Annotated in this window: 20 protein-coding genes; 11 read left to right on the top strand and 9 right to left on the bottom strand. The window is 63.4% G+C overall.

Features of this window, described 5'->3' with window-relative positions:
* The first annotated feature begins 23 nt into the window (after positions 1-23).
* The 5 genes from IFT80_RS03165 (at position 24) to xylB (ending at position 6,000) form a co-directional block, all read left to right on the top strand.
* Positions 24-950: a carbohydrate ABC transporter permease gene (locus IFT80_RS03165; protein WP_122476905.1), complete on the top strand. Its 927-nt coding sequence runs from the start codon at positions 24-26 to the stop codon at positions 948-950.
* 11 nt (positions 951-961) lie between these two features.
* The gene (locus IFT80_RS03160) at positions 962-1,792 is read left to right on the top strand and encodes a carbohydrate ABC transporter permease (protein ID WP_122715221.1); all 831 of its coding nucleotides are present in this window, start codon (positions 962-964) and stop codon (positions 1,790-1,792) included.
* Between the two features lie 133 nt (positions 1,793-1,925).
* Positions 1,926-3,029 (top strand): ABC transporter ATP-binding protein, encoded by a 1,104-nt coding sequence (locus tag IFT80_RS03155; protein ID WP_122476901.1) that lies wholly within the window; start codon positions 1,926-1,928, stop codon positions 3,027-3,029.
* A 13-nt stretch (positions 3,030-3,042) separates the two neighbouring features.
* Positions 3,043-4,524, top strand: coding sequence for a mannitol dehydrogenase family protein (locus tag IFT80_RS03150; protein WP_192136730.1), 1,482 nt, complete (start codon positions 3,043-3,045; stop codon positions 4,522-4,524).
* A 6-nt stretch (positions 4,525-4,530) separates the two neighbouring features.
* Positions 4,531-6,000 carry a xylulokinase gene (xylB, locus tag IFT80_RS03145; protein WP_192136729.1) on the top strand — a complete coding sequence of 490 codons (1,470 nt, stop codon included), beginning with the start codon at positions 4,531-4,533 and terminating at the stop codon, positions 5,998-6,000.
* A 74-nt stretch (positions 6,001-6,074) separates the two neighbouring features.
* Here the strand turns inward: xylB and gloA are convergent, their stop codons facing one another.
* From gloA to ahpC, 4 genes are all read right to left on the bottom strand, one after another.
* Entirely contained in the window at positions 6,075-6,593 is a 519-nt protein-coding gene (gene gloA / locus IFT80_RS03140; RefSeq protein ID WP_122476895.1) for a lactoylglutathione lyase, read from the bottom strand.
* Between the two features lie 266 nt (positions 6,594-6,859).
* Positions 6,860-7,225, bottom strand: coding sequence for a histone-like nucleoid-structuring protein, MvaT/MvaU family (locus IFT80_RS03135; protein WP_122476894.1), 366 nt, complete (start codon positions 7,223-7,225; stop codon positions 6,860-6,862).
* Between the two features lie 481 nt (positions 7,226-7,706).
* On the bottom strand, positions 7,707-9,269 hold the full coding sequence (gene ahpF / locus IFT80_RS03130) for an alkyl hydroperoxide reductase subunit F (RefSeq protein ID WP_122476892.1): 1,563 nt from the start codon (positions 9,267-9,269) through the stop codon (positions 7,707-7,709).
* Between the two features lie 239 nt (positions 9,270-9,508).
* Entirely contained in the window at positions 9,509-10,072 is a 564-nt protein-coding gene (gene ahpC / locus IFT80_RS03125) for an alkyl hydroperoxide reductase subunit C (protein ID WP_122476891.1), read from the bottom strand.
* A 271-nt stretch (positions 10,073-10,343) separates the two neighbouring features.
* Here ahpC and IFT80_RS03120 point away from each other — a divergent pair, with 271 nt between their 5' ends.
* Positions 10,344-10,988, top strand: a complete 645-nt coding sequence (locus tag IFT80_RS03120; RefSeq protein ID WP_163007478.1) for a response regulator — start codon at positions 10,344-10,346, stop codon at positions 10,986-10,988.
* 16 nt (positions 10,989-11,004) lie between these two features.
* Here the strand turns inward: IFT80_RS03120 and gorA are convergent, their stop codons facing one another.
* Entirely contained in the window at positions 11,005-12,363 is a 1,359-nt protein-coding gene (gene gorA, locus IFT80_RS03115) for a glutathione-disulfide reductase (RefSeq protein ID WP_122476886.1), read from the bottom strand.
* 104 nt (positions 12,364-12,467) lie between these two features.
* Positions 12,468-13,310: a UTP--glucose-1-phosphate uridylyltransferase GalU gene (galU, locus tag IFT80_RS03110; RefSeq protein ID WP_122476885.1), complete on the bottom strand. Its 843-nt coding sequence runs from the start codon at positions 13,308-13,310 to the stop codon at positions 12,468-12,470.
* A gap of 260 nt (positions 13,311-13,570) precedes the next feature.
* On the opposite strand from galU, the gene IFT80_RS03105 reads away from it, so the two are divergent.
* Positions 13,571-13,861, top strand: a complete 291-nt coding sequence (locus IFT80_RS03105) for a hypothetical protein (RefSeq protein ID WP_244652276.1) — start codon at positions 13,571-13,573, stop codon at positions 13,859-13,861.
* A gap of 7 nt (positions 13,862-13,868) precedes the next feature.
* On the opposite strand, the gene IFT80_RS03100 is transcribed toward IFT80_RS03105, so the two are convergent.
* Positions 13,869-14,219 (bottom strand): hypothetical protein, encoded by a 351-nt coding sequence (locus IFT80_RS03100; RefSeq protein ID WP_192136728.1) that lies wholly within the window; start codon positions 14,217-14,219, stop codon positions 13,869-13,871.
* A gap of 149 nt (positions 14,220-14,368) precedes the next feature.
* Here IFT80_RS03100 and IFT80_RS03095 point away from each other — a divergent pair, with 149 nt between their 5' ends.
* The 4 genes from IFT80_RS03095 (at position 14,369) to IFT80_RS03080 (ending at position 17,302) form a co-directional block, all read left to right on the top strand.
* Positions 14,369-14,671 (top strand): DUF1883 domain-containing protein, encoded by a 303-nt coding sequence (locus IFT80_RS03095; protein WP_122476881.1) that lies wholly within the window; start codon positions 14,369-14,371, stop codon positions 14,669-14,671.
* A gap of 13 nt (positions 14,672-14,684) precedes the next feature.
* On the top strand, positions 14,685-14,846 hold the full coding sequence (locus IFT80_RS03090) for a hypothetical protein (protein ID WP_192136727.1): 162 nt from the start codon (positions 14,685-14,687) through the stop codon (positions 14,844-14,846).
* Between the two features lie 319 nt (positions 14,847-15,165).
* The gene (locus IFT80_RS03085) at positions 15,166-16,824 is read left to right on the top strand and encodes a nitrite/sulfite reductase (protein WP_122476878.1); all 1,659 of its coding nucleotides are present in this window, start codon (positions 15,166-15,168) and stop codon (positions 16,822-16,824) included.
* Positions 16,808-17,302 (top strand): DUF934 domain-containing protein, encoded by a 495-nt coding sequence (locus IFT80_RS03080; RefSeq protein WP_122476876.1) that lies wholly within the window; start codon positions 16,808-16,810, stop codon positions 17,300-17,302. Before IFT80_RS03085 ends, IFT80_RS03080 begins: the two co-directional genes overlap by 17 nt.
* A gap of 78 nt (positions 17,303-17,380) precedes the next feature.
* On the opposite strand, the gene IFT80_RS03075 is transcribed toward IFT80_RS03080, so the two are convergent.
* Both IFT80_RS03075 and IFT80_RS03070 read right to left on the bottom strand, forming a co-directional pair.
* Positions 17,381-22,387, bottom strand: a complete 5,007-nt coding sequence (locus IFT80_RS03075) for a dermonecrotic toxin domain-containing protein (protein ID WP_192136726.1) — start codon at positions 22,385-22,387, stop codon at positions 17,381-17,383.
* A 91-nt stretch (positions 22,388-22,478) separates the two neighbouring features.
* Positions 22,479-26,861, bottom strand: a complete 4,383-nt coding sequence (locus IFT80_RS03070; protein WP_192136725.1) for an NEL-type E3 ubiquitin ligase domain-containing protein — start codon at positions 26,859-26,861, stop codon at positions 22,479-22,481.
* Between the last annotated feature and the right edge of the window lie 42 nt (positions 26,862-26,903).

Raw genomic sequence — 26,903 nt, 5'->3', positions numbered from 1 at the left:
CCCTGCTCACCAGGTGCGCACTCATGAATACTACGACTGCCAAGCCCCAGCCCGACGCCGCTGAGGTGACGGGCAAGCGCCGCTTGTCCAACCCCGGCTGGTTTCTGGTCACGCCGTCGGTGGCCTTGCTGCTGCTATGGATGATCGTGCCACTGGGCATGACCGTCTACTTCTCGCTGATCCGCTACAACCTGCTGTACCCCGGCGAGAACGAATTCGTCGGGCTGGAGAATTTCAGCTTCTTCCTCACCGACGCCGGCTTCATGCCGGGCGCCACCAATACCTTGCTGCTGGTGGGCAGCGTGCTGTTGATCAGCGTGGTCTTCGGCGTACTGATCGCAGCCCTGCTGGAAGCCAGCGAGTTCCTGGGCCGAGGTATCGTGCGAGTGATGCTCATCTCGCCGTTCTTCATCATGCCCACGGTTGGCGCGCTGATCTTCAAGAACCTGATTTTCCATCCGGTGTCGGGGATCCTCGCTGCGGTGTGGAAATTCTTCGGTGCCGAACCGGTCGACTGGCTCGCCCATTACCCGCTGTTCTCGATCATCGTCATCGTCAGTTGGCAATGGCTGCCGTTCGCCATCCTGCTGCTGATGACCGCCATGCAGTCGCTGGACCAGGAACAGAAAGAGGCCGCGCGGCTTGACGGCGCCGGCGCCCTGGCGATCTTCTGGCACCTGACGCTGCCGCATCTGGCGCGGCCCATCGCCGTGGTGGTGATGATCGAAACGATCTTCCTGCTCTCGGTGTTCGCGGAAATCTTCACCACTACCAACGGTGGTCCGGGTTTCGCCTCCACCAACCTTGCCTACCTGATCTACAACCAGGCGCTGGTGCAGTTCGACGTGGGCATGGCCTCCGCTGGTGGCTTGATCGCCGTGGTCATCGCCAACATCGCCGCCATCATCCTGGTGCGGATGATCGGCAAAAACCTCACCGACAAGAATTGAGGGCCTGCACCATGACACTTCAACAATCGCGTCGCCTGCAAAGCCTGGTCCTGGGCTGCCTGGCCTGGGCCGTGGCGATCCTGGTGTTCTTCCCGATCTTCTGGATGGTGCTGACCAGCTTCAAGACCGAGATCGACGCCTTCGCCACACCGCCGCAGTTCATCTTCACGCCAACCCTGGAAAACTACCTGCACATTCAGGAGCGCAGCGACTACCTGCACTTCGCCTGGAACTCGGTGCTGATTTCCTTCAGTGCCACCGCCCTGTGCATGTTGATTGCAGTGCCGGCCGCCTACTCGATGGCGTTCTATGAAACCAAGCGCACCAAGCAGACCTTGCTGTGGATGCTCTCCACCAAGATGCTGCCACCGGTGGGTGTGCTGATGCCCATCTACCTGCTGGCCAAGGGTGCCGGCCTGCTGGATTCACGCATTGCCCTGATCGTCATCTACACCCTGATCAACCTGCCGATCGTGGTCTGGATGGTGTACACCTACTTCAAGGACATCCCCCGGGAAATCCTCGAAGCGGCACGCCTGGACGGTGCCACGCTGGGCCAGGAAATGCTTCGGGTGCTGTTGCCGATCAGCAAGGGTGGCCTGGCCTCGACCGTGCTGCTGTCGTTGATCCTGTGCTGGAACGAAGCCTTCTGGTCGTTGAACCTGACCAGCTCCGGCGCCGCGCCGTTGACCGCCCTGATCGCCTCGTACTCAAGCCCGGAAGGCTTGTTCTGGGCCAAGCTGTCAGCCGTTTCGACCCTGGCCTGCGCGCCGATTCTGATCTTCGGCTGGATCAGCCAGAAGCAGCTGGTGCGCGGCCTGTCCTTCGGGGCAGTCAAGTGACCGGTGGCGATTTCACGGACGCCTTCGCGGCCGCTGACCGCTCCTACGGGTTCTGCACGACCCTTGTAGGAGCGGCCAGTGGCCGCGAAGAGGCCAGCATCGCCAACAACGTACTCATATCAGGAACCATCCCATGGCCACTCTGAAAATAAAAAACCTGAAAAAGGGCTTCGAAGGCCTGCAGATCATCAAGGGCATCGACCTGGAAGTGCACGACCGCGAATTCGTGGTGTTCGTCGGCCCGTCAGGCTGCGGCAAGTCGACGCTGCTGCGTTTGATCGCCGGGCTCGAGGAAGTCAGCAGTGGCACCATCGAGCTGGACGGTCGCGACATCACCGAAGTGACCCCGGCCAAGCGCGACCTGGCCATGGTGTTCCAGACCTACGCCCTGTATCCGCACATGACGGTGCGCAAGAACCTGTCGTTCGCACTGGACCTGGCCGGCAAGCCCAAAGCGGAAGTCGAGAGCAAGGTAGCGGAAGCTGCACGCATTCTCGAACTGGGCGCCCTGCTCGACCGCAAGCCCAAGCAGTTGTCGGGCGGCCAGCGCCAACGCGTGGCGATCGGGCGCGCCATCGTCCGTCACCCCAAGATCTTCCTGTTCGACGAGCCACTGTCCAACCTCGACGCAGCCCTGCGCGTGCAGACCCGCCTGGAACTGTCGCGCCTGCACAAGGAACTGCAGGCCACCATGATCTACGTCACCCATGACCAGGTCGAAGCCATGACCCTGGCCGACAAGGTGGTGGTGCTCAACGGCGGCCGCGTCGAACAGGTAGGGGCGCCTTTGGAGCTGTACCATCATCCGGCCAACCTGTTCGTCGCCGGTTTTCTCGGGACGCCGAAGATGGGTTTCCTCAAAGGCACGCTCAGCCGGGTCGATGGCCAGGGCTGTGAAGTTGCCCTCGACGCCGGCACCCGGATCTACCTGCCCCGCGTCAGCCAGACGCTGAAAGTCGGCGATGCGGTGACCTTGGGCATTCGCCCCGAGCACCTCGACCTGGCGCAGCCGGGACAATGCCAGCTGGCGGTGACCGCCGATGTCAGCGAGCGGCTGGGCAGCGATACCTTCTGCCACGTCGTCACCGACTCGCAGGAACCGCTGACCCTGCGAATCCGCGGCGATCTGCGCAGTCAGTACGGCGAACGCCTGAACCTGCTGCTGGACGCCGAGTACTGCCACCTTTTCGATGCCCAGGGCATTGCCGTGGCCAAACCGCTGCAGGCCGCTGCCTGATACAGGACCGAACATGAAACTCAATCGACAGAATCTGCATCAGCTCGCCGAGCACATCCAGTTGCCCGCCTACGACCCGACGACACTCGCGCATGGCATCGTCCACATCGGCGTCGGTGGGTTCCACCGCGCGCACCAGGCGTTCTACACCGATGCCCTGATGAACCAGGGCGAAGCCCGGCAGTGGGCTATCTGCGGCGCCGGCTTGCGCAGCGAAGACCGCAAGGTCCGCGACGCCCTGGCCGAGCAGGATTTCTACTACACCCTGGTGGAACTGGGCGACACGCCGGACACCGAAGTGCGAGTGATCGGCGCGATCACCGACATGCTCCTGGCCGAAGAGAGCGCCGAGGCCCTGATCGTCAAGCTGGCCGAGCCCGCGGTGCGCATCGTTTCACTGACCATCACCGAAGGGGGCTATTGCATCGACGACAGCAACGGCGAGTTCATGGCTCACTTGCCGCAGATCCAGCACGACCTGGCTCACCCGCTGACGCCCACCACCGTCTTCGGCTTTCTCTGCGCGGCCTTGCAACGACGGCGCGACGCCGGCATCGACGCCTTCACCGTGATGTCCTGTGACAACCTGCCCCATAACGGCGCAGTCGCGCGCAAGGCGTTGCTGGCGTTCGCGGCGCTGCAGGACCCGACGCTGCACGACTGGATCGCCAGCCATGTGCAGTTCCCCAATGCCATGGTCGACCGCATCACGCCGATGACCAGCGAGGCCCATCGCGCCCAACTGCGCGAACGGCATGGCGTAGAGGACAGCTGGCCGGTTGTCTGCGAGCCGTTCGTGCAATGGGTGGTAGAGGACAAGTTCGGCGCGGGCCGGCCCGCCTGGGAAAAGGTCGGCGTGCAGTTCACCGACGATGTCACGCCCTATGAAGAGATGAAGATCAAACTGCTCAACGGCAGCCACCTGGCCCTGACCTACCTGGGCTTCCTGAAAGGTTACCGCTTCGTTCACGAGACCATGAACGATCCGCTGTTCGTGCGCTACATCCGCGCCTACATGGACCTCGACGTCACGCCACAACTGGCTTCCGTGCCTGGCATCGACCTGGAAGGCTACAAGGACACGCTGATCGAGCGCTTCTCCAACCAGGCCATCGCCGACCAGTTGGAACGCGTGTGTTCGGACGGCTCCTCGAAGTTTCCCAAGTTCACCGTGCCGACCATCAACCGCCTGATCGCCGATCGGCAGGGCACCGAGCGTGCGGCGCTGGTGGTAGCGGCCTGGGCGCTTTATCTGGGCGGCGTCGACGAGAACGGCACGCACTACACCATTCCAGATCCACGCGCCGAGTTCTGCCAGGCATTGGTGGCCGACCAGGCATTGCTTACCCAACGGCTGCTGGGGGTCGAGGAAATCTTTGGCAGGCAGATCCCACGCTCGGCGGAGTTCGTCGCGGCCTTCGAACGCAATCTCCACAGCCTGCGTACCCAGGGTGTGCATGCCACCTTGAAGCAGCTGCTGGACGGCGAGGAGTAAGCGGCCATGTTTCTCGGGATCGACTGCGGCACCCAAGGCACCAAGGCGCTGATCCTCGACGCTGACAGCGGCCAGGTACTGGGCCAGGGCTCGGCCGCTCATCATATGATCAGCGGCGAAAACGGACGGCGCGAGCAGCACACCAGTGACTGGCTGACTGCGTTCGAACAGGCCACCGCGCAGGCGCTGGCCCAAGCCGGTATCGATGGCCAGCAGATTCTGGGCGTCGGTGTGTCCGGCCAGCAGCATGGGCTGGTGTTGCTGGACGCAGACGGGCAACCGCTGCGCCCGGCCAAGCTCTGGTGCGACACCGAGAGCACGCCGCAGAACGAGCGCCTGCTGGCCGAACTGGGTGGTGAACAGGGCTCGCTCGACCGCCTGGGGCTGGTCATTGCGCCGGGGTATACCGTGTCGAAGCTGCTCTGGACCCGCGAGCATCATCCGCAGATATTCGAGCGCATCGCCCACGTGCTGTTGCCCCACGACTACCTGAACTTCTGGCTGACCGGGCTGGCGCGCGCCGAATACGGTGACGCTTCGGGCACCGGTTACTTCAACGTGCGCGAGCGCCAGTGGGACTTTGCCCTGCTGCGCCAGATCGACCCCAGCGGGCGGCTGGAAGCGGCAGTGCCGCCGCTGATCGAGTCGCATCAGCCAGTGGGCACGATTCGTCCGGGAATTGCCGCACGCCTGGGTATCAATCCGTTGGCTGTGGTCGCCAGCGGCGGCGGCGACAACATGATGGGCGCCATCGGCACCGATAACACCCACCCTGGAGTCATCACCATGAGCCTGGGGTCTTCCGGCACGGTGTACGCCTGCAGCGACCAGCCTACCGTGCTGGACGAACCGGCGGTGGCGACGTTCTGTTCGTCGTCGGGAGGGTGGTTGCCGCTGATCTGCACCATGAACCTGACCAATGTGACTACGGCCGTGCGCGAGTTGCTGCAGTTGGACATCAGCGGTTTCAACAAGGCCGTGGCGCAGGCACCGATTGGCGCCGCAGGTATCGTGATGCTGCCGTTCCTCAATGGCGAACGGGTACCCGCGCTGCCTCACGCCACCGGCTCGGTGCTGGGGCTAACCAGTGACAACCTGAGCGCGGCAAACCTGTGCCGCGCGGCGGTGGAAGGCACCACCTTCGGCCTGCGCTATGGCCTGGACCTGCTGCGCGCAGGCGGCCTGCAAACCCGCGTGATACGGCTGATCGGGGGCGGCTCGAAGAGCCCGGTGTGGCGGCAGATAGTAGCGGACATCATGGACGCCCCGGTGGTCTGCACCGAGCAGCCGGAAGCCGCGGCATTGGGCGCGGCAATCCAGGCGGCGTGGTGCGCCGGGCAGGATCCACAAGGCTTGGCCCTGTTATGCGAACGCTGCGTGCGCCTGGATGAAACCAGTCGCACCCAACCCATCCCCGCCAATGTCTCGGCCTATCACGGCGCCTACCAGCGTTACCGCCAGCATATCCCTGCGTAGCCCCGGTGCCACGCCCCCTCTGTAGGAGCGGTCAGCGGCCGCGAAGAAAGCACCGCGGTGTGCGGGGCGGAAGGTTAGAGGTCCGGCTGGATGATTTCGACCCAGTAACCGTCAGGGTCCTTGATGAAGGCGATGCTCTTCATGCGGCCATCGGTCAAACGCTTCTGGAAGTCCACACCCAGCGTTTCGAAACGCTCGCAGGCCGCGTGGATATCCGGCACCGACACACAGATGTGACCGAAGCCACGTGGGTCGCTGTTGCCATCGTGGTAAGCGAAGTCCGCATCGTTCTCGGTGCCATGGTTATGGGTCAACTCCAGAACGCCGGGCATCGACTTCATCCAGGTGGTGCGCGCCTTGTCATCCGCAGGAATCGTCGACTTGTCCACCAGTGCCAGGAAATACAGGCTGAACTGGGCCTCGGCAAAATCCCGCTTCTCCACCAGGCTGAAACCCAATACCCGGGTATAGAAGTCCAGCGACCGCTCGATGTTCTTGACCCGCAACATGGTGTGGTTGAAGACGAACTGGGATGTGGCGGCTTCAGGTTGCGCGGTTACACCGGGCACACTGTTCAAATGATCGAGGCTCATGAAAGCTCCCTTGAATGAATGGGCAGTAGCTGCGAGTCATGATACGGAACGCAATGGACGATGCCAAACGCGACGACGCTTTGAATGCGCGACAATGAGACGCGGAGAGTGTAACGCGGAAGATAATCTTGAATTTCAGGCAATAAGAAGCCCGCCGAAGCGGGCATTTGGGGCGCTGTTCCATCAGCGGATTTCATAATGGAACAGTGGCTGTGAAAAGGATGTGAAAACCTGAGCACTCACTCAGCGTTTTTCATCGAATTCACTCAGCGAAGCAACCAGCCGTCTACGGTGCTGACGCCATGCTCCTGTTTCCAGGCTTTGAGGCCGTGGTGATTGCCACCCTTGGTTTCGATGCGCTCGCCGGTGTGCGGGTTCTCGTACACCTTGACCACCCGCGCCCGCCGTTGCTGCTTGGGCGCAGGGGCTGGCGCCCTGGCGGAGGCAGTTTGCGGATCGAGAATGGCGACGATGTCGCGCAGGCCCTTTTCATAGGTTTTCATCAAACCCAGGAGCTTTTTCTCGAACTCGATTTCTTTCTTCAACCCCGCGTCGTTCTTCATTGTTTCGAGCTGGGCGAGTTGTTCTTGCAATGCCTTTTCGGCGGCACGGTATTCAGCGAGTCTTGACAATGTCTCTACTCCGGACAGAACCTGATGGCGCCCTGCCCTTTTTCGAGCCGGGCTCTCTTGCAGATGCCACGCTTGCTTGCACACGATAGTGCAACTTCGCAGAAACGTAAATGACGCAACAGTGGGGACGGCAACTTCTTTAGTTACTTGAAGTTTGTCTGGAAGATTGGGCGCGCAGCAGAAGTTGAAGCAGAGGGTTTGATATTGTCAAAAGCGACGCGGCTTGCGCCGCTGCTACAGGTGTTACCCCGTAGCAGCGGCGCAAGCCGCGTCGGTCAAGCGCCCCTCCTGTAGCAGCGGCGCAAGCCGCGTCAGCCCAGCGCTACCCTGTAGCAGCGGCGCAAGCCGCGTCAGCCCAGCGCCCCTCCTGTAGCAGCGGCGCAAGCCGCGTCAGCCCAGCGCTACCCTGTAGCAGCGGCGCAAGCCGCGTCAGCCCAGCGCCCCTCCTGTAGCAGCGGCGCAAGCCGCGTCAGTTGGCCGATCAGGCAGGCGCAGAAGTGCGGATCAGGTGATCGAAGGCTGCCAGCGAAGCCTTGGCGCCCTCGCCGACCGCGATCACGATCTGCTTGAACGGCACGGTGGTCACGTCACCGGCAGCGAAGATACCCGGCAGATCGGTCTCGCCGCGTGCATCGACCATGATCTCGCCGCGGTTCGACAGCTCGATGGTGCCTTTGAGCCAGTCGGTGTTGGGCAGCAGGCCGATCTGCACGAAGATACCTTCCAGAGCGATTTCGTGATGCTCGCTGCTCTGCCGATCCTTGTAGCGCAGGCCGTTGACACGCTGGCCGTCACCGGTCACTTCGGTGGTCAGGGCACTGGTGATCACCTTGACGTTGGGCAGGCTGTGCAGCTTGCGCTGCAGCACGGCGTCGGCACGCAGCTGGGTGTCGAACTCGATCAGCGTGACATGGGCAACGATACCGGCCAGGTCGATGGCGGCTTCCACACCGGAGTTGCCACCACCGATCACCGCCACGCGCTTGCCCTTGAACAGCGGACCGTCGCAGTGCGGGCAGTAGGCCACGCCGCGGTTGCGGTACTCCTGCTCACCCGGCACGTTCATTTCACGCCAGCGCGCACCGGTCGCCAGAATCAGCGTCTTGGCTTTGAGTGACGCACCGCTGGCAAAGATCACTTCATGGGGCGCACCGTCCTTGCCAGGGATCAGTTTCTCGGCACGCTGCAGGTTCATGATGTCCACTTCGTATTGCTTGACGTGCTCTTCAAGCGCCACGGCCAATTTCGGGCCTTCGGTTTCCTGCACGGAAATGAAGTTCTCGATGGCCATGGTGTCCAGCACCTGGCCGCCGAAACGTTCGGCGGCAACACCGGTACGGATGCCTTTGCGAGCAGCGTAGATGGCAGCTGCCGCACCGGCAGGCCCGCCGCCGATCACCAGCATGTCAAACGCCTGCTTGGCGTTGAGTTTTTCCGCCTGGCGATCAGTGGCGCTGGTGTCGATCTTCGCCAGAATCTCTTCGAGGCCCATGCGGCCCTGACCGAAGTTCTTGCCGTTGAGGTAGACGCTCGGCACGGCCATGACCTGCCGCTCTTCCACTTCAGCCTGGAACAACGCGCCGTCGATGGCCACGTGACGAATGTTGGGGTTGAGCACCGCCATCAGGTTCAGCGCCTGGACCACGTCCGGGCAGTTCTGGCATGACAGGGAAAAATAGCTTTCGAACAGAAACTCGCCTTTCAACGCAGCGATCTGTTCGATGACCTCGGCACTGGCCTTGGAAGGGTGGCCGCCAACCTGCAGCAACGCCAGTACCAGCGAGGTGAATTCGTGACCCATGGGGATACCGGCGAAACGCAGGCCGATGTCCGCGCCGGGACGGTTGATGGAGAACGATGGCTTGCGTGCATCGTTGCCATTGTCGAGCAGCGTGATCTTGTCCGACAGCGCGTCGATGTCGCGCAGCAGACCGAGCAATTCCTCGGATTTCGCGCCGTCATCAAGGGACGCGACGATCTCGATCGGTTGGGTGACCCGTTCCAGATAGGCTTTCAACTGGGCTTTAAGATTGGCGTCCAACATGAGGGCGATTTCCGTTTTGAATGTTTCGAAGACGACAGTTGCCCGCCGGGGTAATCGACCCCGAGTGAGCGATGATGCTTTTGGAGAAGTTAACAACCGTAGGAGCGGTCGCTGGGTGCGAATCAGGCGCTGCGTTCGGACAAGCAAAACGCGGCGGATTTTCGCAGCCGATGACCGCTCCTACAGGGGTGATGCAATCCTGCGGGGAGTGACCCGCAGGAGACAGCCTGGGAAGCTGCTTAGATCTTGCCAACCAGGTCCAACGACGGAGCCAGGGTGGCCTCGCCTTCTTTCCACTTGGCTGGGCAGACTTCGCCTGGGTGAGCGGCGACGTACTGGGCCGCTTTGACCTTGCGCAGCAGTTCGGATGCATCACGGCCTACACCGCCGTCGTTCAGCTCGACGATCTTGATCTGGCCTTCCGGGTTGATCACGAAAGTGCCACGGTCAGCGATGCCGTCGGCCTCGATCAGCACGTCGAAGTTCTTCGAAATGGTGTGAGTCGGGTCACCGATCAGCGGGTACTGGATCTTGCCGATGGTGTCCGAAGTGTCGTGCCAGGCCTTGTGGGTGAAGTGGGTGTCGGTCGACACACCATAGATTTCCACGCCCAGTTGCTTGAAAGCTTCGTAGTTGTCGGCCAAGTCGCCCAGTTCGGTTGGGCAAACGAAGGTGAAGTCGGCTGGGTAGAAGAATACGACAGACCACTTGCCTTTCAGATCGGCGTCGCTGACCGGCACGAAAGCGCCATTGTGGTAAGCGGTAGCGTTGAATGGCTTGACTTGGCTGTTGATGATCGGCATCGGTGACTCTCCTTCAGGGGGTTGAAATCGTGTTTGAATTCGATAGGCAGCATCCTAGACACATGCTTGACCGATAGCTCATTGGCAAACTGGATGCTGTCGATTGGTTTTGCCTATCGAAGCTACCCATAATAAAGAAGAAATATGAACACAGGGCAATGACACTGCTTTTTGTCGACTTTTCGCACAGTCGCACCCACGCACTCCCTACAGCCATGCCTGGGACCCGGCGGATAGCATGAGGCCCGCTTCCGCAGATGAGATCAACCAGGTGACTATCAAAACCATTGTGGCCGACGACCACTCGGCCGTTCGACTTGGGCTGCGCATTGCGCTGGAGCGCGCCCCGCGCGCGCGTTTCAGCGTGGTCGGCGAGGCCGAAAACGCCAACCGAGTGCTCGAATCGCTGCAGCAGCATGCCTGCGATCTGCTGATCACCGACTACCGCATGCCTCAGCTCGAGGGTGGCGACGGCCTGGCACTGCTGCGCCAGGTGCGTCTGCGCTACCCGCGCCTGCCGGTGCTGGTGCTGACCACGCTGGATAATCCCATGGTGCTGCGGGCTATCCTCGACAGCGGCGCCCGAGGGCTCTATGACAAGCAGGAGTGCCTGAGCCATCTGAGCACGGCGGCCCACAGCCTCATGCGCGGCAACCACTACCTCAGTGCACGCTTCACCCGACGCCTGGCCGAATATGAAGTGGAACACCGGGGCGCCCATGAACGCCTGTCGGCCCGCGAGTTGGAAGTGCTGAGGTTACTGGTGGGAGGCATGAGCGGACGCGACGTCGCTGCACGTCTGCAGCGCAGCGAAAAAACCATCAGCCGGCAAAAGCGCTGCGCCATGGAAAAACTGGGTATCAGCCATGACGCCGCACTGCAGGAATACGCTGCCGTGGTCGGCCTGCCGGACTGACCGGCAGGCCGCAGGCTCAGGCGTCCACTGGAGTGCGCATGGTGACGAATTCTTCGGCAGCGGTGGGATGCACGCCGATGGTTTCGTCGAAGACCTGCTTGGTCGCGCCCGCCTTGAGCGCAATTGCCAGGCCCTGGACAATCTCGCCGGCATCAGGGCCAACCATGTGGCAACCCAGCACCTTGTCGGTGTCGGCATCGACCACCAGCTTCATCAGGGTGCGCTCCTGGCTATGGGTCAGGCTCAGTTGCATGGGTCGGAAACGGCTCTCGAAGATCTGTACCGAATGCCCCTGCTCGCGCGCCTCTTCCTCGGTCAAGCCCACGGTGCCGATGTTCGGCAGGCTGAACACTGCAGTGGGGATGTGCTTGTAGTCCACCGGGCGATACTGCTCGGGCTTGAACAGGCGACGCGCCACGGCCATGCCCTCGGCCAACGCTACCGGGGTCAACTGCACCCGGCCAATAACATCGCCCAGCGCCAGGATCGAGGGTTCTGTGGTCTGGAACTGCTCGTCGACCTGGATGAACCCCTTGTCGTCCAACTGCACGCCGGTATTTTCCAACCCCAGGTTATCCAGCATCGGCCGGCGCCCGGTCGCATAGAACACGCAGTCCGCCGCCAGCTCGCGACCGTCCTTGAGCGTGACCTTGAGGCTGCCGTCGTCGAGCTTGTCGATGCGGGCAATATCGGAATTGAATTGCAGGTTCATGCCGCGCTTGGTCAGCTCTTCGCTCAAGTGCTTGCGCACCGCTCCGTCGAAGCCACGCAGAAACATCTCGCCGCGGTAGAGCAAGGTGGTTTCGCTGCCAAGGCCATTGAAGATCCCGGCGAATTCGACGGCGATGTAACCGCCACCAACCACGATGACGCGCTTGGGCAGTTGCTCGAGGAAAAACGCCTCGTTCGAGGTGATGGCATGCTCACGACCCGGCACATCGGGAATCTGCGGCCAGCCACCGGTGGCTATCAGGATGTGCTCGGCGCTGAAGCGCTGGCCATCCACTTCGACCGTGTGCGCGTCCACCAGGCGTGCATGGCCTTCCAGCAGTTTCACGCCGCTGTTGACCAGCAGGTTGCGATAGATGCCGTTGAGCCGTTCGATCTCCTTGTTCTTGTTGGCAATCAAGGTTGGCCAATCGAACGAAGGCTTCTCCAGGCTCCAGCCAAAACCGCTGGCGTGGTCGAAGTCGTCGGCGAAGTGGGCGCCATACACCAGCAACTTCTTCGGCACGCAGCCGACATTGACGCAGGTGCCGCCCAGGTAGCGGCTTTCAGCCACTGCCACTTTCGCGCCGAACCCTGCGGCGAAGCGCGCCGCGCGCACGCCGCCGGAACCGGCGCCAATCACGAATAAATCGAAGTCATAGCTCATGTTGCTCTCCTGGCACCTGCACGGCCCGCACGCGAGCCGTAGCCATAAACAAGAACGCCGCTGTCCAGAGGGCAGCGGCGTCGATCATGCTAACCGATTGGGCGTCAGATGAACGCTTTGCCGGTCTTGTAGAAGTTTTCGAAGCAGAAGTTGGTGGCGTCGATGTAGCCTTCGGCGCCGCCGCAGTCGAAACGCTCGCCCTTGAACTTGTAGGCCAGCACGCAACCGTTCTGGGCCTGCTTCATCAGGGCATCGGTGATCTGGATCTCGCCACTCTTGCCTGGCTCGGTCTGTTCGATGAGGTCGAAGATGTCCGGGGTCAGGATGTAGCGGCCGATGATAGCCAGGTTTGACGGCGCATCTTCAGGCTTTGGCTTTTCGACCATGCTGGTCACGCGAAAGATATCTTCACGGATCATGTCGCCGGCGATCACACCGTACTTGTGGGTTTCCTGCGGGTCGACTTCCTGAATGGCCACGATCGAGCAGCGGAACTGGTTGTACAGCTTGACCATCTGCTGCAGCACACCGTCGCCGTCCAGATTCACGCACATGTCGTCCGCCAGCACTACCGCGAACGCCTCGTCGCCGATCAGCGGGCGACCGCTGAGAATGGCGTGGCCCAGGCCTTTCATCTGCACCTGGCGGGTGTAGGAGAAGGTGCACTGGTCGATCAGCTTGCGAATACCGACCAGGTACTTTTCCTTTTCGGTGCCCTTGATCTGGGTTTCCAGCTCGTAGCTGATGTCGAAGTGGTCTTCGATCGCGCGCTTGCCGCGCCCGGTGACGATGGAAATCTGGCTCAGGCCAGCTTCCAGAGCCTCTTCGACGCCGTACTGGATCAGCGGCTTGTTGACGATCGGCAGCATTTCCTTGGGCATTGCTTTGGTCGCTGGCAGGAAGCGAGTACCGTAGCCGGCCGCTGGAAACAAGCATTTCTTGATCATGTGAGTCCTTACAGAAGAGCAATGCTGACGAGTTACGGCACAGTCGGGTTCAGGCGTCGACTACCTAACAATGCCTGCCGCTGGCCAACCGATTGGTTGATAGAGAAATCCTGATGCAGATAGTTCCACTGCAAGGTAAATATTGCTACACCGGTCGAGCAACGGAAAATTTCCTTGCACAACTACCCTTGCCGCCTGGCAGTGTATAGCATTGCGCCACCGCATAGCGGCCCCCTTGTCTACCTGAAGAATCCCGCCCCATGAGCACCCTCCTGCGCACCACCCTGGCCACCCTTGCCGTGCTTGCCGTTTCGGCCTGCGCAAGCACTTCGCCCACCATTCTCAAGAACGGCCAACAAGGCTTGAACATCGATTGCTCGGGTCAAGCCATGTCCTGGGACAAGTGCGACGAACAGGCCCGCCTGGAGTGCCCTGCCGGCTATCAGACGGTCGCCACGCAAGGTGTACCGCGGCGTACCGGCGAGGTCGGGCTGGCAGATGCCGACCTGGGCAACTACCAGACCCGCAGCCTGGTGGTGGTGTGCAAGTAGAGACGGCTCAGCCGGAAATGCATTTCTCGGCCGCCTGACGCACGTCGGCGGGGCGCAGCGGCACGTTGGACAGACGTTCGTGGACCTTGATGCTGCTGCCGCCGGAGCGATCGTCGACGATCAGCACGGCGGCTGGATCCTTGGAGAGTTTCTGCGGAACGATGATCCGATAGCCGTCATGCTTCTGCTCGATCACGGAGGGCCCGCGACTGTCGCTCAGCTGGGCGACCACGCAGGTGGAATACTCCTTGGGGGTCTTGCCGGAAATCACGCTCATGGTCTCGGGGCTTTTCTCGATGTCCGTCACGGTGGCACAACCACCGAGCAATACCATTGCCGTCAACCAGGCCCACTTCATGATGCATCTCCGTCATTAAATACCCTGTGACCGCAAGGTCATGAATTTGCTCCATGCATCGGTAGAATTTATCCGTCTCGCGACGCGCATGATATCGTTGCGCTTTTGCGCGCACCTGTAACTCGCGCACCTGCAACAGTGGAGAGCCCATGAAATTCGTTCACCAGCGCGAGCACCTCAATGAAGATGACCTGGTCGTCATCGAGTGCTCCCAGCTCTGCAACATCCGCCTGATGAGCGATGCCAATTTCCGCAGCTTCAAGAACGGTGGTCGACACACCTACCACGGCGGCGCGTTCGATACCTTCCCGGCCAAGATCAGCGCGCCGAGCACAGGCTTCTGGAACATCACCATCGACACTGCGGGCACCAAGCTGTCCAGCGTGGCGCGCAAGAGCAGCTTCACCCACAAGATCAAGATCGTGCGCCGCACGGCTTCGAAATTCACCTGATACAGGGGCGCCCATGATCAAGTATGTGATCCGCTACAACCTCGACGGCCAACGCCGCTGGGACTTCGCCCACCTGCCCACCGGCTCGCTGGAAGAGGCCCAGGCTGCCCTGGTCACCTTGCACGGCGACGCTGCGGCGAGCATCAGCGACATTCACGTCAGCAAGGCCCTCTGAGTCCAATCCGCAGCGCGCCCTTCGCGGGCAGAGCCCGCTCCCACAAGGTGATCGCGAATTCTGTGGGAGCGGGCTCTGCCCGCGAAAAGGTCACCCTGGTTCCGCAGGCACTCCGCGGTACGGCCTTCGCGGGCGATGACCGCTCCTACAGGGGTGACAGGTACTTCGGGGCATATGCATTCTGGTTCTGTGCATATACTCAAACATCACTTTTACGTCTATTTACAAACTGTTATCTTCCGTCGGCTCTGTCGAGAGCCCGCGACCGTGCGCGTGCTTTTCTGATGATGCGACAAGACAGCCTGAGAACAGGATCACCATGTACGTTTATGACGAGTACGATCAACGGATCATCGAGGACCGCGTCAAGCAGTTCCGAGATCAGACCCGCCGCTACCTGGCTGGCGAACTGAGCGAAGAAGAGTTTCGCCCGCTACGCCTGCAGAACGGCCTCTACATCCAGCGTTTTGCCCCGATGCTGCGCGTCGCCGTGCCCTATGGCCAGCTGACATCGCGGCAGACGCGCATGATGGCCAAGATCGCTCGCGACTTCGACAAGGGCTACGCGCACATCAGCACGCGACAGAACGTGCAGTTCAACTGGCCGGCCGTGGAAGATATTCCCGACATCCTGGCCGAACTGGCCACCGTGCAGATGCATGCGATCCAGACCAGCGGCAACTGCCTGCGCAACGTCACCACCGACCAGTTCGCCGGCGTGGCCGCCGATGAAGTGATCGACCCGCGCCCGTGGTGCGAGATCGTTCGCCAGTGGACCACGTTCCACCCGGAATTCGCCTACCTGCCGCGCAAGTTCAAGATTGCCGTGAACGGTGCAAGCACCGACCGCGCCGCCATCGAAGTGCATGACATTGGCCTGGAGCCGGTGCACAACGACGCTGGCGAGCTGGGCTTCCGCGTACTGGTCGGTGGCGGCCTGGGCCGGACGCCGGTAGTGGGCGCGTTCATCAACGAGTTCCTGCCCTGGCAGGACCTGCTCAGCTACCTCGATGCCATCCTGCGCGTATACAACCGCTATGGCCGTCGCGACAACAAGTACAAGGCCCGGATCAAGATTCTGGTCAAGGCCCTGACGCCGGAAGTGTTCGCCCAGAAAGTCGATGCCGAGATGCAGCATCTGCGCGGCGGCAGTACCACACTGACCGAGGCCGAACTGCACCGCGTGGCAAAGCACTTCGTCGACCCGGAGTACAAGGCCCTGCCCGACTTCGCCGCCGACCTGGCGCAACTGGATGCCGAGCATCCGGGTTTCGCCCGCTGGCGCTCGCGCAATACCCTGGCCCACAAGAAGCCGGGCTATGTGGCCGTGACCCTGTCGCTCAAGCCCACCGGGGTGGCCCCCGGCGACCTGACCGACAAGCAGCTCGACGCCGTCGCCGATCTGGCCGACAAGTACAGCTTCGGGCAACTGCGCACCTCACATGAGCAGAACATCATTCTGGCCGACGTCGAACAGGCGCAGCTGTTCAGCCTCTGGAACGAGTTGCGCGAAGGCGGTTTCGCCACCCCCAACATCGGCCTGCTGACTGACATCATCTGCTGCCCGGGCGGTGATTTCTGCTCCCTGGCCAACGCCAAGTCGATTCCGATCGCCGAATCCATCCAGCGCCGTTTCGACGACCTGGACTACCTGTTCGACATCGGCGAACTGGACCTCAACATTTCCGGTTGCATGAACGCCTGCGGTCACCACCACGTCGGCCACATCGGCATCCTTGGCGTGGACAAGAAAGGTGAGGAGTTCTACCAGGTGTCCCTGGGTGGCAGCGCCAGCCGCGACGCCAGCCTGGGCAAGATCCTCGGCCCGTCGTTCGCCCAGGACGCCATGCCGGATGTCATCTCCAAGCTGATCGACGTGTACGTGGAAAAACGCACCGAAGACGAGCGTTTCATCGATACCTACCAGCGGATCGGCATCGACCCCTTCAAGGAGCGCGTCTATGCAGCGAATCATTAAGAACAACGAAGTCGTCGACGAAACCTGGCACCTGCTGCCCAAGGACACCTCGTTCGACGGCATCAGCAACTGTGACGACCTGATCGTGCCCCTCTCGCTGTGGCGCGAGCACGGTCCGGCGCTCAAGGCTCGGGACGGTGGGCTGGGCGTATGGCTGGACAGCGACGAAGAAGCCGAGGAAATCGGTGAACAGGCCAACGAGTTCCAGGTCATCGCCCTGAACTTCCCGGCCTTCACCGACGGCCGCAACTACTCCAATGCGCGCCTGCTGCGCGATCGCTATGGCTTCAAGGGCGAACTGCGCGCCATTGGCGACGTGCTCCGCGACCAATTGTTCTACCTGCACCGCTGCGGGTTCGATGCCTTCGCCTTGCGCGCCGACAAAGACCCGTACGAAGCCCTGGAAAGCCTCAAGGATTTCTCCGTGAGCTACCAGGCGGCCACCGACGAACCGCTGCCGCTGTTCCGTCGCCGCTGAACCCTGGTTGCAGGCCGTAGCCGCCGCGCCACTGCTGGCGCGGCGGTCACAAACTTGCACGCCGCCGCTCGATCCCTCCTAAGAACCGACCAACGCTGCCCGGGTCAGCGCTCGATGGAGCGCGTCCAGCGCCTTTCGACGAGCCTGATCAATCGCCCCATAGAGATCCAGCGTGGCTTGTTCGGTCAGCACCACTTTCGCCGCCTCCCCCTGCTCGCCCTGCCATACCACGCCGGGCGCCAAGGTTTTCAGCTGCTCAAGCAACGGCGGCAGCCCGGATACCTCTGTGGTGAATGCAGCGTTGGCATCCAGGGCTTCTTCGAAATGGTTGATCACCTCGGCCCAGAAGTCCGAAAGCGCTGACATACGCTCCGGGTACACCTTGCGCAGGTACAGCTGCCAGAAAGGCTGATCCACCAGCCAGTCGGTCAATCCGCTGTCGGTAGCGCGCTCCAGCACGGCGCGTACCACATGCTCGACAGTGGCCGAAGCGATCTGCTCTGTGTAGAGCATCTCGGGTTGCGCGCGCAGCCCCAGGCGTGACTGCGCCAACCCGCGCAAGCGCAAGCGAATCTCCACCTCGTCCGGCACGGCGGCCTGCAGTTCCGCCTCGGTGATCTCGTCGAACGGCAATAGCGCCGGCGCAGGATCGCCAGCCAGCAACGCCTCGCGCCGTTGCAGGCGCGCCTGGGTGATGCCCACGGCGTACTCGTCCACCAACGCTGCCTTGTACAACTGGCGACTCAAGGCCAGCAAGGGCTTGAACATCGCCGCCCCACCATCGATGGCGCTGGACGCCGCCTGCCAGGCCAGGACCCGGGTTTCGAAGTCGTCTATCACCACGCTGATGCCATCGCCGCAGGTGTTCTCGGTCAAGGTCGCCTGATCGAACAGCTGCTGACGCAGGTCCACCACACCCAGCCCATCACCAGCGCCCCCCTGCACCGGCGGCACCAGTGCCTCCATGATCGCCCACATGCGCTGCTTGTAGGCCAGGGAGTGTCTGGCGTAGCCCGCCGTGCGCGAGACTTGATCCATTACTCGATAGAAAGCCGCCGCCCCCTCACTGCTGCGATCCGCCGCGATGCGCTGCGCAAGGCCCGCTTCGCAGCCTTCCAGCCAGCGTTGGTCGACCACCGGGCGGCCTGCTGCGCCAGCACCGCCCATCCAGCGTCGACGCGGGAACACACCGGCCCGACTCAGGCGCTGATAGCTGGGTTCCGACAAGGGGTTGTTGTCCAGATTGAGCACCGGACGGCCGTGGTTGACCAGGTTCAGGTTGATCTGCGCCATGGCGCTGTTTTCCAGCACGGGCACGCGGACGATCTCGTTGCCGCTGAGGTTGGCAATTCTGATCACCTGAGGCACGCGATTGAAGACCTGCGTCAGCCCCGGCGGCCAGGTGCCGATGCCAGTCCCGCTCAACCCCAGATAGCGCAACGACAGCAGTCTGTCGAGCGTGGGCGGCAGCAGCAGCGGGTTGCCGTTCAGATCCAGGGTCTGCAGGCCAGACAAGCCTGCCAGCGCCGTGCGTCGTGCCTCGCTCAAGCGAATATGGTTGCGCTGCAGGCGCAAGGTTTCCAGTTCCCGCAATTGCCCCAAGGCGGTACAGGCGGCATCGTCGAGGGTCAGCGCATTGCTCGACAGATCCAGCTCGCGCAGATGCGGAATTTGCCCGAGCGCCTGCAGTGCTTCAGCCGGCAGAGGGTTATCGACGATGCTGCCCTCGGCCAGGCGGATCGCGAAGCTGCGTCGCAAGCTGAGGTAGCGCAGCGCGGTCTGGGTGGGGTGGCTGATCAATGCATCGAACATCTGTGGCGCGGGAGCCAGCAGGTTTTCGTCGAAGTCCAGGGTCATCAGCCTGGCCATCGAGCGCACCTGCCCCGGAATGGCTGTCAGCCGGTTGTTCGACAGGTTCAGGCTGAACAGATTGGGAAACACCGACAGGAAGAACGAGGGATCGCCTTGCAACCCCATGGCGCTCATGCGCAAGTGCCGCACATGGCTGAGGTCGGCCACCAGCAATGGCAGATCACCCAGGCGCTGCCCGCCAAGGTCCAGAATCGTGGTTTCCCTGCGCCAGGCGCTGATGATATCGCGAGCAGCGTTGTCCCTGTTCACGTCCACCGGCGCGCGCCGGCGCCAATCCTTGAGTTCCCGGCGCAATACCTGAAATTCCTGCTCCAGGCGCTGCAAGGCCATCTCGAACGACTCATCGGGCCGTACCATCGATTCACGCAGCACCTGCAGACTGGCTTGCGACAAACCCGGATACAGGTGCCGCAACCGGCGGTTCTGCCTCCAGCCTGGTTGGCCACGCCCGCTGAGCGCGTAGCCGATGCCCTGCGAGTGGCGTTCCGGTGATTTGAACCAAGGCTGTACCTGACGTTGCCCGAGCAGTCGCGACACGCGGCTGCGGTCGGCGCGAACCAGGCCACTCAAGCGCTGGCGCAGTGACTCCCCAGCGCTGGGATTGAGGTCCAGGGCGCTGCGTTCGGCGTCGGGCAAGGCGCGGCAGATGGCGCTGTACAGATCCATCCACCCGCCCAGTTCCTGGTCGCGCTGGTCATAGGCGCGGTAGCGGCCCTCACTGGCCACGATGTACTTGAGCTCGGTATCGACCCCGACGCCCGCTGCCGCGGTGACGTCGCCGGCCTGGCCGCCGTCGCGCAACTCCAGGCGCACCCGGCCCGTCCATCCCGGCAGGCTGGGCAACAGGCCGATCACCACCTTGTCGCGGTCCGCAGAGCCACCGGTGTCGAAGATCAGCGCGCTACAGGCCTGGCTCGAACGCCACTGCGCCAACCGCGCGCGCGCCTGCTCGGCCACACGCAGCGGCAGCCGCCCAGCTTCGCGGATACGCGTGCGCTCGGCAGCGCTGACCGACGCGCCGATCTCATTGGCGATTCGCACCGGCAGGCCCGGAAAATCGCGACGCAGTATTCCAGCCTCGCGGCTGGCAGCAGGCTGCTGGCGCTCGATCAGCGAGGCCAACAGCTGCTTGCCCTGCTCATCGAGCATACCCTGGCCGCTGGGCCCCATGCGCGCGGCCAGGTCCTGATGGGCCTGGTAGCGAATGACACCCTCGTGCAGGGCCGCCGGCAGTGGCTCCTGGTCGACGTGCAGGCGACGCAACCGGTCCAGGGGTACGCCATGGATCTCGGCCAGGGTCAGCAGGTCGTCGTCGCCGGTGCGCTCGGTCATGGGACCGAAGCGGCGCATCAACCCGGCGCCGCGCCATTGCAACGGCTGCTCCAGAGAGTGCTGCCAGGCGCCTGCGCCATTGTGCTGGACGCTGGGGCGATAGGCCGTCGAGCCTGTGGGATGAATCACATGGCCCCGAGCCTGATCGGCAGTGAGTTGCACCTCGAAAAAGTGATCGTCGAGCCGGATGAAGGTCTTGCCCAGGTGGCGGTAGACGCCTTGGTCGTCGGCCGCGATAGCGACAGGCAAATCGACTGCCCGGTAGCCCTGCAGATCCGGGTGCAGCAGGCGTTGGCGACCGTCGGCCAGCCGCACCTGCTGCATCTCGTCGACCACGCCGTCCGCGCGATAGGTCGTGCCGAAATCGGCGGCCACGCCGTGGGCGACGACGGCCAGTGCCAGGTTGCCGACGATGCCCTTGAAGTGTCCGAACGCTTCGTCGGTGCGGCCATCCTCCCAGGCCTCGATACCGTGGTAGACCTCACCGACCAGCTGCTGCGCGATCACCGGCACCATCACCTCGCCCAGCGCCGGGATGCACAGTGCCGCCAGGTTCAACAGCGACACCCCCTCCTCCAGCCAACCGCTCCAGCGCGCCTGACGCTGATCGGCGTCGATCCGATCGGTAGGCACCGCCAGGCACCTGGCTTCGGCCTTGAGCCAGGCCACATGGCGCTCGTGCAGATGGGCAAACAGCTCGCCGCGCACCGACACCTCGACGATATCCAGCTTGGGCCGCGCATTGACCACGGCGATCTTGCGCCCGTTGTCACCGTCCTCGGTGCGCCAGAGCCGACGTTGCAGGCGCGCCTGGAACTCGGCGCGTTCGGTCTGCGCCACCCGCGCAAGCAACCGGCGAACGGAGTCGGGCTTGAGTAGCTCCACAGCCAGCGCCTGGATGAACTCGGCCGTCGATGCGTATTGCTTCAGGGGTGCCCGCGCATCGCCCGGCATCCATACCAGACAAGGCATGGGCACCGTGGCCTGGCCCACACCGCGCGCCGGCCCGATCACCAGCACATCGTGCAGCGCCGACCCGAGCAGGCTCAGCCGAGAGAACTGTACCGTGCCGGTACCCCAGCGCTCGACGCGGCCGGCGACCACACTTTCGACCACCTTGAAGCCCTGCTCGTCGATGTCCCCCTTCATCCGCGCGACATGGGCCAGCACCCGCAGCTGGGCCCTGCGGGTCGCATTGACTGCGGCAGCGACCTGGGCACGGGTGGCGGTGGCTTCGAACACCTCGCTCAAGTGCGCCTGGTACAGACGCCCCAGGTCCAACTGGCGGACCAGGGTGGCGAACTGTCCGGGGTCGATCGGCAGTGGGTTGTCGATGCGGTATTCAAAGCGGCTGGTGAACGGACCGAGCGGGAACGGACCGCTCTTTTTCACGCTGCCCGAGGGTGCCAGCGTGGTGCGCGGATGAAAATCCGGGTCTGCCACGAAGTTGCCCAGCGCTGCCATGATCAGTGGTTCGGCTTGAGGCACATGGTCGTTATCCAGACCCAGCAGGTGTTCGCGCGTCTGGATACGGATGAAGTCCGTGGCATGGACATTCAAGGTTGCGCCGAAGCGCATGCGCATGGCCTCGGCGAGGATCGGTTCGGCGAATGCGACCACGCTGCGAAACCCGGCCAGGGCCAGGCTCAGCTTCGAGCGGCAACGCTGGCGCTCGGCCTGGGCGGATATCAAAGCGTCACGATGCTCGCTCGAAGCGCGGGTGAACCAAGGCAGTGGGCCGTTCGAGCTGAATTGCTCGGACACCAGCGCTTGCTGCAACTGGTTCATCTGCGTCGTGCCGATGGCGGCGGCCCATGCGGGGGTGCGCTCACGAATGAACGCATCATGGCGACCTGGAAGGGGAATCTCGGTGCTGGACATGCTTGGCTTTCCTGGTTTCGAAGAACGCCCAGCAAAACAGAGCCGACAAGGGCGGCTGCGGTAGCCATGCACCACAGCCGCCGGGGCTTGCCTATTGCGCCATGGCCTCCTGCGTCAGCGCACGCAGGACTGTCATTTCCGCGGCCTGGCGCTCCACCTGCAAGCTGACCAGCTCCTGGTCAAAACCGTCGTCATAGTCACGCGCCTGCAGCTGCGCCAGGCGCACCTGCCACGGTGCCTGGGCGGCGTCCAGGCGAGCCCGGTGCTCGCGTCGCAGGTAATCGAGCCAGTAGTCCTGGCTCATGTGCCACTCCAACAGGGCTGCATCGCTCTCCTCTTGCAGCACCTGGCCGGCCACCGCATCGAGCTGGGCCAACGTCACCGGTTCGATGGCCCCGAACAGCATGCCATGGGGCTGGTTCAACAGACCCAGCCGCGTGGCCAGGCCAATCCGATAGGCCAGCAGTACCTCGACCTCTTCCATTTCGTCCGCGTCGATATCGCGGGCCGCCGCGCGCGCCCGCACATCGGCGCGGGCCAGGCTGTCGACGCGATCCAGGCGGTACAGGCTGCGCGACAACCCAAGCAGCTGAGCACTGCGTTGCGGCCCATCGAGCGCGGGGTCGGCTGCGCGGACGTACATCTGTTGTTGTTCCAGGTCGGCAAACAGTGCCATCACCTGATCACCGCAGGTGTCCGGGCGCTGGGCGATGGCGAACAATTGCTCGCGCAGCGAGCTCGACGCAGCTGCCGCGTCGATCACTTTCCAGGCCCGCTCGGCCAGGTTGGCGGGAACCAGACGGTAATCTGCGGTATCGCTGAGCCTGCCCAGCAGCTGCATGAAGCGCCGGCTGCCCGGCATCGCACGCAGCCTGGCCAGGCGCGCCGCAGCCTCGCCGTCGGCCGATTGCGCCAGTATCTGCAGGTAGTCGAAGACCACGCCCACGGCCTGCAGGCGGCTGACCGCAACGGCGCTCAAGTGGGCGAAAGAAAGACCCAGAGGGCGTGGCACTTGTGGCTCGCCTCGGAAGAACGCCAGCGTGTGCAGCTCGGGCACCTCGACGATGGGGTTGTCGTCCAGCTCGACCCAGCGCAGGCGCAGCGGTTGCCGGTCCATCAGGCCGGTCAAGCCGACAGGCCACTGCTGCAGCTGACAGTCGCGCAGGCGCAGCCCGCCTATGGCCTGAAGCAGGCTCAGGTCCAGGTGCGGGCCCACCGGATTGCCCGACAGGTCCAGGTAGTCCAGCGTTTGCAGGCTGCCCAGCGCCTGCATGGCCCGGGGCGTCAGGGTCATGCCGTTGCGGCCCACCCACAGGCTTTCCAGGTTGGGCAGCCTGGCAAGAATGGGCAGGTGCTCGGCCATCGCCTGGCCATCGGTGTTGTCCAGGGCCAGGTAGCGCAACGAGGACAGGCTGGCCAGGCGCTGCACGGCGGTCGGGGGAATCTGCATGGGGTTGTCGCGCAGCACCAGTGCGTGCAGGCCAGGCAGTGTGGCCACCTCATCGAACATCGTTGGCGACGCCTGCAGGCGGTTGTCGTCGAGCGCGATCATCTGCAGTTCGTTCAGCGCCGTGACACCGGGCGGGATCCGCGTCAGGTAATTGCTTTGCAACTCCAGGTGTTCCAGTTGGGTGAACATTTCCAGAAACCCGGGCGTCAGCTCGGTCAGGCCGCACTGTTCCAGCGACAGGTAGCGAACCCGGGAAAAGTCGCCCTCCAGCACCGGCAGCGCACCAATGCGCAACTCCGAGAGATCGAGCACTTGCGACATTTCACCGGCACCGTCCTCGGCCAGGGGTGCCTCGCCGCGCCAGGAAGCCATGATGCGCTGCCGCGCCAGCTCGCGATCTGCGCTGGCGACCGCAACGGGTTGCCCATCGGCACCTGGCGTGGTGGTGCTTTCCTGGGCCCAGTGGGCCAGGGAGGCATCCAGCCGCCGCCCTTCGTCGAAGCGTGCCTGCTGGCGAGCGGCGCTGAGGGGACGCACAGGTTGCGCCAGTTCGTCCTGGCTGCCACCACGACCGCTGAGACGATAACCCCAGCGGTGCCCCGCGATGCGCTCGGGCGCCGTGAAGGCCTTGGGCCGGCGCTGGCCAATGAGCCGGGCGGCCCGCGGGCGATCCCCGGCTGCCAGGGCCAAGAGTTTCTGCGGCGAAACAGTGCGCTGTTGTTGCTCGCTCATGGCCGCCGTCAGGCCCTGGCGCAGCCTGGCGGTGCGTGCATCGCCGGCGCCAGTGAGGCCGAGGATGGCTCGATTGAGCTGCGCCTCCCACAGGCTCCAGCGTGCCTGGGTGGCCAAGCGCAGCGGAACGCGGGCAGCGGCAATCAGCTGTGCCCGTTCGCGGTCGTTGGCGCCGGCCGCGATCTCTTCGGCAACCACCTGCGGCAGGCGGGGAAAATCGCGAAGCAAGGCGGCCGCCGGATGCCCGACAGGTATCGCTGGTGCTGCTTCGCGCAAACGCGCCAGAGCAGCCGTACGCTCACTCGCGGGAAGCGCCAGCACGGACCGTTCGGCGCGCAGGTCATCGGCGCACGCCTTGACCAGCGCCGGGAGCTTGCCGCCGCGACGATGCAGATCGCGCAACTGACGCCCGCTGATTCCGCTGACCTGGCGCACCCGTTGCAGCGCGGCATCATCCAGCCCGTCCAGCGCAGGGCCGAATCGACGCAGTGCCTGCACGGCAGTCCATTGCCCTGGATCTTCGTGGGCCACGCGCCAGGCGCCTTCACCGTTGTGGGTCAAGGCCAGGCGATACTCGACGTCGGCCGCAGGATGTTCGATGTACCACCTTGCGCTACTGGCCTCGAAGCTTTGTCGGTAGAACAGTCCATCGTGCTTGATGTAGTGGCTGCCCCCGTGCACGTATTGCCACTGCGCATCGGGCACCAGCGTCTGCGGAAGCTGCTCGCGGGCTGCGAACGCTTCCAGGGTGGTCGGCCACAGGCGGGTGCGCCCGGCGCGGTCGACGACCGGCAGCATGCCGGCCACGAACGGCGACCGCGCCAGGGCCACGCCGCCTGCGACCGTGGCGCCCACCACAGCGAGATTGACCGCGACGGCGAAAAAGTGAGCTGCCGCTTCTTCGGTCTGCCCGTGGGTCCAGTCATCCATGCCGACGAACAGCTCGCCAAGCAGTTGAACGGTGCCGACGGCGGCCATCAACGCACCGAGGGCCGGCACCGACAAGGCGGCAACATTGAGCAGCGTCACGCCCTGCTGCAGGTAGTGCATCCAGCGCGCCTGCCGCTCGGCGGCGTCGATCTCGGCAGTCGGTACAACGAAGTAGCGCGCATCCGCCGCGCGTTTGGCCAGCATGGCCTCGTGCAGCAGCGGCACCAAAGCCTGGGCGCTCGTGGTGCGGCGCAGACCGATATCGGCGTCCGGATCATCCAGTGGACCCTGTGCAATGCCCCACTCGACACGTTGCGGACGCAACGTGTTGTTCAGCCTGAGAAAGAACTCGCGGCGGTCGGGCTCGGCCACGAACCCCGCAAACCAGCCCTGGAAGGCACCGTCACGCAACTTCGCACGCAGGTCGGCACTGAACGCGTCGAAGCTGGGGTACTGCTTGAAGGCACCGTCGCCAGCACCAGGCATATAGACGATGCACGGTGCACTGGATTGCGTGCTGGTCTGGATGGACACCACACCGTGCAACGTCGTGCCGCTGTGCACCCAAGTGACCAAACCACGCAGATCGCACAATATCACTGGCTGACCCTGCCACTTCACCTCACCCGGCGTATCTGCCAGCAGCTGCTGCACCACGCTGCAGGCTTGCGCATCGAGCTGGCCGCGCAGCAACGCCTGCTGCGCCTGCACGGCCAGTTCGCTGCGTATATTGGCGCGAAATGCACCCGTGACCCATTGGCTTCTGAGCGCCGTGGGCTTGAACACCTCATCGAAGCGTTGCTGGTAGGCACGGCCCAGATCCAGGTCGCGGCACAGCCGGGCGAACTGGTGAGGTTGTACAGCGATCGTGTCCTTGGCCTGATAGTGCCAACCGTAGCTCCAGCGCAGGCCGTGCTCTTCGAGCCGCAATTGCAGGGCATCGGGTTGCAGCAGCAGCGTGCCGCCGGTGAAGTGGCCGGGGCTGGCTTCGTCTTCACTGAAATTGGCCATGGCCGCTTCCAGCAACGTACGCCGCCGCACACTGAGCGGTCGGCCGAGAATCGCCGAGCCACGGTCGAATTCGACCCATTCGGCGCGAGTGACATCGACAGCGCCCGCTGCACCGAAGGCAGCGTCGAAGGCCGATTGCAGACGGGAGCCGACGAACTCGGCCGGACCGACGAAATCTTTCGCCAGATACTGCGCAGTCGCCTGGCTCGCGCGGTTCTGGCGCAAGGTTTTTTCGTAGGCGCGAATTGCCGCTGGCTCGGCCTTTCGCAACCAGTCCGGGACATGCTTGGCGATGACAGGGTAATGGGCGGGGGTGTCGCTGACATGCAGCGCGGGTGCTGGGGTAACCAAGAGCAGGCTCCAATCCGGGTAATCCACGGCGACATGCCGCAG

Source organism: Pseudomonas sp. CFBP 8771, assembly GCF_014841695.1.
Classification (GTDB): Bacteria; Pseudomonadota; Gammaproteobacteria; order Pseudomonadales; family Pseudomonadaceae; genus Aquipseudomonas; species Aquipseudomonas baltica.
This window is presented reverse-complemented; position numbering and strand designations above follow the sequence as displayed.

What these genes read in the sequence shown, in the direction of transcription:
- IFT80_RS03165 (WP_122476905.1), top strand. Translation starts at nt 24, where the DNA reads ATGAATACTACGACTGCCAAGCCCCAGCCCGACGCCGCTGAGGTGACG.
- IFT80_RS03160 (WP_122715221.1), top strand. Translation starts at nt 962, where the DNA reads ATGACACTTCAACAATCGCGTCGCCTGCAAAGCCTGGTCCTGGGCTGC.
- IFT80_RS03155 (WP_122476901.1), top strand. Translation starts at nt 1,926, where the DNA reads ATGGCCACTCTGAAAATAAAAAACCTGAAAAAGGGCTTCGAAGGCCTG.
- IFT80_RS03150 (WP_192136730.1), top strand. Translation starts at nt 3,043, where the DNA reads ATGAAACTCAATCGACAGAATCTGCATCAGCTCGCCGAGCACATCCAG.
- xylB (WP_192136729.1), top strand. Translation starts at nt 4,531, where the DNA reads ATGTTTCTCGGGATCGACTGCGGCACCCAAGGCACCAAGGCGCTGATC.
- gloA (WP_122476895.1), bottom strand. Translation starts at nt 6,593, where the DNA reads ATGAGCCTCGATCATTTGAACAGTGTGCCCGGTGTAACCGCGCAACCT.
- ahpF (WP_122476892.1), bottom strand. Translation starts at nt 9,269, where the DNA reads ATGTTGGACGCCAATCTTAAAGCCCAGTTGAAAGCCTATCTGGAACGG.
- ahpC (WP_122476891.1), bottom strand. Translation starts at nt 10,072, where the DNA reads ATGCCGATCATCAACAGCCAAGTCAAGCCATTCAACGCTACCGCTTAC.
- gorA (WP_122476886.1), bottom strand. Translation starts at nt 12,363, where the DNA reads ATGAGCTATGACTTCGATTTATTCGTGATTGGCGCCGGTTCCGGCGGC.
- galU (WP_122476885.1), bottom strand. Translation starts at nt 13,310, where the DNA reads ATGATCAAGAAATGCTTGTTTCCAGCGGCCGGCTACGGTACTCGCTTC.
- IFT80_RS03105 (WP_244652276.1), top strand. Translation starts at nt 13,571, where the DNA reads ATGAGCACCCTCCTGCGCACCACCCTGGCCACCCTTGCCGTGCTTGCC.
- IFT80_RS03100 (WP_192136728.1), bottom strand. Translation starts at nt 14,219, where the DNA reads ATGAAGTGGGCCTGGTTGACGGCAATGGTATTGCTCGGTGGTTGTGCC.
- IFT80_RS03095 (WP_122476881.1), top strand. Translation starts at nt 14,369, where the DNA reads ATGAAATTCGTTCACCAGCGCGAGCACCTCAATGAAGATGACCTGGTC.
- IFT80_RS03090 (WP_192136727.1), top strand. Translation starts at nt 14,685, where the DNA reads ATGATCAAGTATGTGATCCGCTACAACCTCGACGGCCAACGCCGCTGG.
- IFT80_RS03085 (WP_122476878.1), top strand. Translation starts at nt 15,166, where the DNA reads ATGTACGTTTATGACGAGTACGATCAACGGATCATCGAGGACCGCGTC.
- IFT80_RS03080 (WP_122476876.1), top strand. Translation starts at nt 16,808, where the DNA reads ATGCAGCGAATCATTAAGAACAACGAAGTCGTCGACGAAACCTGGCAC.
- IFT80_RS03075 (WP_192136726.1), bottom strand. Translation starts at nt 22,387, where the DNA reads ATGTCCAGCACCGAGATTCCCCTTCCAGGTCGCCATGATGCGTTCATT.